8 protein-coding genes are annotated in these 7,195 nt (G+C 66.6%); 5 read left to right on the top strand and 3 right to left on the bottom strand.

Annotated features, from left to right (window positions below; all coding sequences use genetic code 11):
* Positions 1–670: IS5 family transposase (locus tag ABD191_RS28340; protein WP_344088848.1), on the bottom strand; the 670-nt coding region annotated here is incomplete at its 3' end.
* 100 nt (positions 671–770) lie between these two features.
* Positions 771–1,421 carry a hypothetical protein gene (locus tag ABD191_RS28335; RefSeq protein ID WP_344088845.1) on the bottom strand — a complete coding sequence of 217 codons (651 nt, stop codon included), beginning with the start codon at positions 1,419–1,421 and terminating at the stop codon, positions 771–773.
* Between the two features lie 162 nt (positions 1,422–1,583).
* Between ABD191_RS28335 and ABD191_RS28330 the strand changes: the two genes are divergently transcribed.
* The 3 genes from ABD191_RS28330 (at position 1,584) to ABD191_RS28320 (ending at position 4,114) form a co-directional block, all read left to right on the top strand.
* On the top strand, positions 1,584–2,435 hold the full coding sequence (locus tag ABD191_RS28330) for a tyrosine-type recombinase/integrase (RefSeq protein WP_344088842.1): 852 nt from the start codon (positions 1,584–1,586) through the stop codon (positions 2,433–2,435).
* A gap of 83 nt (positions 2,436–2,518) precedes the next feature.
* Positions 2,519–2,968, top strand: coding sequence for a hypothetical protein (locus ABD191_RS28325; RefSeq protein WP_344088839.1), 450 nt, complete (start codon positions 2,519–2,521; stop codon positions 2,966–2,968).
* A 135-nt stretch (positions 2,969–3,103) separates the two neighbouring features.
* Entirely contained in the window at positions 3,104–4,114 is a 1,011-nt protein-coding gene (locus ABD191_RS28320) for a hypothetical protein (protein WP_344088836.1), read from the top strand.
* Positions 4,115–4,361: 247 nt separating this feature from the next.
* Here ABD191_RS28320 and ABD191_RS28315 read toward each other — a convergent pair whose 3' ends face one another.
* Positions 4,362–5,009, bottom strand: coding sequence for a hypothetical protein (locus tag ABD191_RS28315; protein ID WP_344088833.1), 648 nt, complete (start codon positions 5,007–5,009; stop codon positions 4,362–4,364).
* Between the two features lie 229 nt (positions 5,010–5,238).
* On the opposite strand from ABD191_RS28315, the gene ABD191_RS28310 reads away from it, so the two are divergent.
* Positions 5,239–5,853, top strand: a complete 615-nt coding sequence (locus ABD191_RS28310; protein WP_344088830.1) for a hypothetical protein — start codon at positions 5,239–5,241, stop codon at positions 5,851–5,853.
* 183 nt (positions 5,854–6,036) lie between these two features.
* The gene (locus ABD191_RS28305) at positions 6,037–7,086 is read left to right on the top strand and encodes a hypothetical protein (protein WP_344088828.1); all 1,050 of its coding nucleotides are present in this window, start codon (positions 6,037–6,039) and stop codon (positions 7,084–7,086) included.
* Positions 7,087–7,195: the final 109 nt, after the last annotated feature.

The raw sequence follows: 7,195 nt of genomic DNA, 5'->3' as shown, positions 1-7,195 counted from the left end.
CCCACCGCTTCGCGACCGGCACGAACCCCGGCGTGATGTCGCAGCGTTTGACGACCTCAACGTCGATGTTGTGCACAGCGCCGTGGATCGCCACGTCGTGCTTGAACCCCGCGTCCACCCACGCCTTGCTCACCGTCGGGGTGTGCTCAACGACCTTGTCGAGCTTCATGATCCCGATCGCGTTGTCAGTGGCCGACGCGGCCGTCACCACGACCGCGATGATTAGGCCGAGAGTGTCCACGGCCAGGCCCCGCTTGCGCCCGGACACCTTCTTGGCCGCGTCCTTACCGGTCGTCGCGGCCGGAACGTGGTTCGCGGCGCGGATCGACTGGGTGTCCAGCACCACCGCGGTCGGATCCTCCGCCCGACCGGCCTTCTCCCTGGCCTGGCAGCGCAGCAGGTCGTGGATGGCCTGGTCGGTGCCGTCGTCGCGCCACAGGGCGAAGTAGTAGTACGTCGCCGACTTCGGCGGCAGATCATGCGGCAGGTACGCCCACTGACAACCGGTCCGGTTCTGATAGAAGATCGAGTTCAGGATCTCCCGCAGCTCATAGCGACCCTGATGCCCCGACACCGACGGATGGCGAGCCTTCCACGCCTGAAGAAACGGGCCGACCACCGCCCATTGCTCATCGGTCACATCGCTGGGATACGGCTTCCGTCCATCCACGACCCACCCAACGCCGGCCCGCGACGAGCCGTCACCGGCACCGCCCGAACCTCACGATATTGAGCGAGGACGAACTACAAAAACCTCGCAAACCGCCCTCTCAGATGCGGAGGAGATCGTAGGCTCGCGCGAAGTCGTCGGCCCAGCTCGACGCGTGGTCACGCTCGAACGCGCGGTAGAGCCGGTCCCGGATCACGTCGCCGCGCAGCCAGATATCGAAGGCACTCGAGTTCCGGGACGCGAAGTGGAGTCCGTTGACCGCATCGGCCAGGTGGCGATCGGCCGCCGAGCTGGGCGTGTTGCTCCAGATGTCGAGGTAACGGCCGACGTCCTCGCCGGTAGCGGCGACGGCATTGAGGAAGGTGGGCGCGTCGAGGAACGACCCGACTTGCGGCGGGTACGCCGCCAGCAACCACCGCCACACCGTGTTGAGGTAGCCGTCCACCGCATCCTGCTCGGCATGCGGCCAGGTGCGCCAGTGTTCCCGTGGCAGCATGCCGATAACGATCGCAGGGTCGAGTTCCTCCGACGCAACCAGGCGCTCCAGCAGCAGGGGAAGCAGGCTCTTAACGTCGTAGCGGTCGCCGACCGTGTTGCCGAGGCTGAGGGTCAACGAGAACAGGTCGTGCTGATCGACCTGCACTGGGCACCGACAATGGGGGCAGCCTTCAAGCACCGGCCGGCGCGGATAACGCGCGAACGCCCGCCGCACCCGCGCCAGCGCCAGCGCCACTATTAGCGCGTCGTCCATCGGCCGATCGTCGCATTAGCCGGCTCACCTCGACAATCCGCATCTGCCTCGCCGGGCGTGGTGGCGCTCTCGGGTTGATGTGACGCATCGTGAGGTATGGCTACCTCTTCGCTATCGGATCCGCCGAGCGTCTTTACAGATCATGTGGTGTTGCGAGCGGCAGTGGCCGCCTACCTGGGCCGCTACCGCGGCCAGACCCGGCTGCACGCCGAATCAGACCTACGAGTCTTCCTACGGTGGTGCGCCCGCCACGACCTCGATGCCCTGACCGCGATGCGGGCGGACATCGAACGGTATGTGCGCTGGCTTCAGGACGAGGGCTGCTACCAGCCGTCGACAGTCTCGCGCCGACTGTCGGTCGTAGTGGTGTTCTACCGCGTCTGCGTCATCGACCAGATCCTGCCGCATTCGCCGGCCGACTACATACGCCGCCCGTCCGTGCCGGCCGAGTCGCCCACCCTGGGCCTGGGACATCTACAGTTCGAAGCGCTGATCACCACCGCCCGGCTATCGGACAACATCAACGACTTCGCACTCGTGGCAATGCTTGGCCTACTCGGACTAAGGATCTTCGAAGCCTGCGGGTGCAGCATCAGCGACATCGGTGAAGAGCACGGCCATCGCGTCCTGCGGGTGCGCGGCAAAGGCGGCAAGGTCGTGCTCGTCCCCCTCCCGCCAGCCGTCGCCCGCGCCATCGACCGAGCGGTCGACGACCGCGAGAGTGGACCGATCCTGCGAAACGCCCTGAATCGGCGCATGGACCGCCACGCCGCCACCCGCCGGCTCAAGCACCTGGCTGCCGGAGCGGGGATCCGAATGCCTCGGATGCATCCGCACATGCTGCGCCACACCTTCGTCACCACGATGCTCGACGCCGGCGTCAGCCTGCGCGACGTACAGATCGCCGCCCGCCACGCCGACCCACGCACCACCATGCGCTACGACCGCGCCCGCAGAAACCTCGACCGACACCCCAACTACATCCTCGCCGCCTACATGGCCTCCGGTACCTGAATCCGAACGCACGGCTTTGCCGATGAGCGCAGGTCGCACTCGCGGTTGGTCAGCCGGGCCATAGGTTGTGTAATGATCTTTCTGTGGGCCAGGAGGAGAGACGCGCAGCGGTAACCGCACTGGTCGGGCTGGCGGGAAGTCGCGACTACCGCGACCGGGCGGATGCGGGGCGCGCCATGTCGAGTTTCGCCGACGTGCCTGGGGCAGCGGCGACTCTGCTCGGGCTCGTACTTGATGGCGGCGACACATTCGTTACCCGCATGACCGCCGAAGCCTTGCTCCGGCCGCGGGATGACGTGGGCCTCGCGGTCATCGCCGAAGCACTGGTCGCGGCCGACTCCCAGCGGTCCTCCCACATCCATGCCGCGGTCCTCGATGTATTCGGTATTTTCGCCAGCGAGCGGGACGACGCGACACGCACGTGTGAAGCCTTGGCAACGGACCCGAACGAGCGGGTGCGCCAAGGGGCCGACGTGCTGCTTGAGATGCTTAACGAGATCAATCCCGTCCTTTACCCCGAAAGAGGCTACTGAGCGGATCACCCGCTTTGTCGATTATCGGACGATGCGACGTTTAGGTGGCCTGCTGCCGCCTTCGCAGTTCGGCTACCAAGCCGCATCGGACTGTCGCCCCTTGCCTCCTGATTCCCTTCTGCCAGGATGGCGGCCATGATCGACGACGAGTTGGCGATTCACGGGTACGAGCTGCCGGAGGGCGCGCGGCTTGTCAACGGCAAGGGCCTGCTTGAGCGGCCCGGGTTCTGGCCGGTGTACCTGGCGTACATGAGTGGCGCGGTATTGGACACGTCGGAGGCGTTTGACGTACCCGAGTCAGCACGGTTGGAGATGGAGCAGGCGCTGCTGGACGAGACGCGGTGGCCGGTGCTGTCGGTGCGGCTGACGCCGGCGCGTAACTGGTGGCGGTGGTTGCGCATCGTCAATCGCAACATTCCCGGCGATGGCGGGCTCGATGTGCTGGTCACGTCGGATCTCGGTGGGTCGGCTGTGCGGATCGCCGGGCTGGGCGACTATTACGGGCCGGGGCTGTGCTGGGAGGAGCTGTCGGCGTTGGCGGACATGCCCGATCCCACGTTGAGCCGCGAGCAACGACTGTTGCTCGCGTTGCCGTACATGGCCGACGGGGTGGTGCCAGATGATGCCCGTACCGTCGTTGCGGCGGCGTTGCGGACCGTGGGTGCGACGGGCAACGTCGACACGCTTGTCAGTGATCTCGTGGACCTGCCAGATGGGTGGGGCGATGGGCTGTGGGTGATCCGGCACGGCGTACGGATGTGTCTGGCCCGGCACGCGCGGCGGCACATGCAGGACACGTCGCTTAACGAGTTGCGGGAGGTTGACCTGGCGTTCGGTGCCCGGTTCTTTCGGAGTCAATCGGGTAGCCGGGAGTATCGGCCGCGGTCGGCGGGCCGAACGGTGCCGCGATGGCGGTTCGAGGTGGCCGAGGCCCGGACGGACGGTATAGGTCTGCGACTGATGGGCCGCCTCGACGGTGAGATCCGGGACGGGGAACCGGCGCTGCTGGTGGACGGCGTTGCCGAGGTGCCCGTTGCTGCGGTTCGGGTTCACGAGGACCCATCGACCCGGAATCTGGTCCTGACTATCGACGCGCACGTGCCCCTGCCGCCGCCAGGCACGCAGCTGCTGCCTGCAGACGGATAGCAGGCCGGACCCTCGTCGTTCTTGGGCAAGGGCTTAGAGATCATGACTGATAGATCGGATGTGTTCAAACCGATCGAGGCTAACGGCATCCGGATCTGCCGCGACCCGCGCCCTCATGCCGAGACCAGCACATCCGATCTTGGCTTGCTACTGACGCGTTCTGGGCGGGCACATTTTGATGATGTTCGATCACGTATGCCTCATCCGGTACGCCGTATACCCGCCCCGGACGCCATCGCGTCTGGTCTCAGGACGGCTCGCTGGTCCAAGGGGCGTCCGGGCCGGTCCGATAGGCGCACTCGCCGGGTTCGAGGTCGAGCACGTCGAGCAGGGTGAGATCGTGTTCTACGGCGTGGTGAAGATGGCTGAGCTTGCCCGACGCGGGGACGGCGTTACCGGCTCCGATGAGTTGCCAGACCCCGTCGTCGGCGTCGTGACTGACGTACAGAATCGGCTCTTTCCGGTCGAAGACCTCACCGGTCTGGATACTGGTGGTGCCCAGCAGCCAGTGCTTCATCCACCGCGCTCGTCGGTCGCGCTCCATGACGCGGTCCACCACCCACCAGATGAACGGCAGGTCCGGATGCGCACGCGCCTCGGCCGCGGTGAGGTCGGGTCCGCCTTCGGGTACGCGCTCGAACGGCTCGTCGACAAGCGAGCACGCATAGCTGTCCTCGTTGTCGAAGACGACCGCGTGAAAACTGGCGCCGCCCGGATTCCCGGCCCCGATCCCCACGGTGAGCCGGGCGACGTGATGCTCACACTCAGTCGTCCAGCCGAACGCATACGACGCGAGCTCGCCGCACGGCCCAACGAACTCGCCGAAAGCACGCCGCTCTACACCCGCCCCGACCTGCGCTTCGAAGAGTCGACCCTCGATCACCTTCAAACTCACGCAGCGAGACTACAGCGACAGGCACCAGTCACTGCGGCCCTGCGGCCACCAGGCACGCGTCCGCACCACCGGTGCCAGCCATTACGGCGTAGACGCCGACGAACAGCCCTGACAAGCACCGCCGCGCCCGACGCCTTGCGCTTGATCGACTTCCGCTCGCGAACAGCCGTCGCCCGCCAGGGTGATCGTCACCTAGCCGAGGGACCCGCATGCTGAAGGTCACGAATGAATGGCGAAGGGCATGGTCATGTCGAGCACGGGTGTGATCTTCAAACGGTGTGGGTGTCGTAACAGCGCCGGTCAGCGGCTGGAACGGCGGTGCCGACAACTGAAAGAGCGTGGTCACGGCAGTTGGTACGTCCACTGCTCCGCCACCAACCTGCTGGGTAGCTCCGAACGCCTCCGCCGCGGCGGTTTCCCGTCGCAAGCGGCGGCACGCCGGGCACGCGACGAGTGGCTGGCCGCCACCGAAGCCGCGCGCACCGCCACCGGATGGACCGTGCAGCGGTGGCTACGGCACTGGCTCAACAGCCGCACGAAGATCCGCCCGACCACGCGGTTCCACTACACCCGAGACGTCGAACAGGTCCTCATCCCCTACCTCGGCCACTACAGGCTGGCTCAGCTGGACGCCCGGCTGCTGCGCACGGTATTCGCGCAGCGGGGGTGTAGTAAGACCTCGGCCAGTCCGTCGCTATCGGCGTCGTCCGAGCACCATAGGAGCACCACCCCCGTTCCAGGATCCATGAGCATGTCGGAACCCAGCGTCGGTCGCGGTACCTGGCGGTTGGATGCGCTGTTACTGTTCGGCATAATCCGTCCGCTGCGGTCCTCATCCTGGTGACGGCGAGTCATGCCGTTTCATGCCTTCGGCCCGTCTGTTGACGACCTAGCGCTCCTTGACGCGCTGCGCCGCGGCGACGATCGTCCTCGAGGGCCGGGCGAGCCGTTCTGGCGGGCGCCGTACTCATTTCTGTGGTCGGCGCTGTACTGCAGGGGGCGTCTGACCCCGGCCACGGTCGTGGGCGTGCGATACCTGGCCCGAACGATCGCAGAGCCTGGATTCGGTGGCGACGATGCGACGCTGCGCTACGCGGCCCTGTGGTTCCTGCGCGACGTCGCCGGTGCAGCGCTCGCGGGCGTTGACCGGGCGATGGCTTCCCGCCGTGACGATCCCGACGTACGGAGGTGGCTTGCCGCGTACCTACGGGAGTCCCGTTCGGTGCTGGAGTGGACGGACGCGGACGCCCCCGGCGAGGTACTGCTCGCCGCGGCCCGCACGGACTGCTTCGACCTGCTGCCCGACGTGTTCGCGGCGGTCGAGCCACTGCTAGCTGACCCCGCCGCTCAGGTGCGGATCGGTACGGCCGCGGCCACGTCAATGCTCAGCCGCCACCCCGATCTCGTGGCGCACCGGCCCCAACTGCTCGCGTACCACCTGGCGCAATGCAGCTCGGATGACCCGTACCATCGCGCCTCGATGCTGCTCGGTGTCGGCGAACTGGACGGGACACCGCGACAATGGCTGCGCGACCCACACCCCGGCGTGCGAATATGCGCCGCGCTCGCGCCCGCACTTGCCGACGATCCCGAAGCGATCGAGATCCTGCTGACGCAAGCGACTACAAACCCCGGCGTCATGGAAAAGTGCGCGCTGCAAGGCATGATGTCACTCACGGCCCTGCCACACCCAGCGGCCGCGATCGCCGAACGACTGTGCCGACACGTCAACGACATCGACCGTCTCCTGCCAGCGGCGATCGCGTCGGTGCCCCACGGCATCACCTACCTCGACACTGGCGAGAACGACCCGACAATCGCGGCACTGTGCGAACCGTATCTGCGCGTGATCTTCCCGGACGGCCTACCAGCACACTCAGCGGCCACGCCCACACAACGCCTACTCGCCGCGGTGGTCGCCGACCACGATCCCGCCTGGAACCGCGACACCCAAGGTCTGCCACCTCAGGACCGATACCTCGCAACACCGCACGCCCAGGCCTGGGACGCGACGTTCACGCGGCTCCACCTGCCTACCGACCGGTCTGCGTGGCGAACCACCGCCAACCATGCCTGAATCGTGACGCCCCACCAGTGTCACCACAACGCCGAAATCCATCAAGGGGACTGTCCGGAACCGCGCTGGCGTCAGGTCGCGGTGATGAATCCGAAGCCAGCTTCTGCCA

The organism is Luedemannella helvata, from assembly GCF_039528415.1.
Taxonomy (GTDB): domain Bacteria; phylum Actinomycetota; class Actinomycetes; order Mycobacteriales; family Micromonosporaceae; genus Luedemannella; species Luedemannella helvata.
This window is presented reverse-complemented; position numbering and strand designations above follow the sequence as displayed.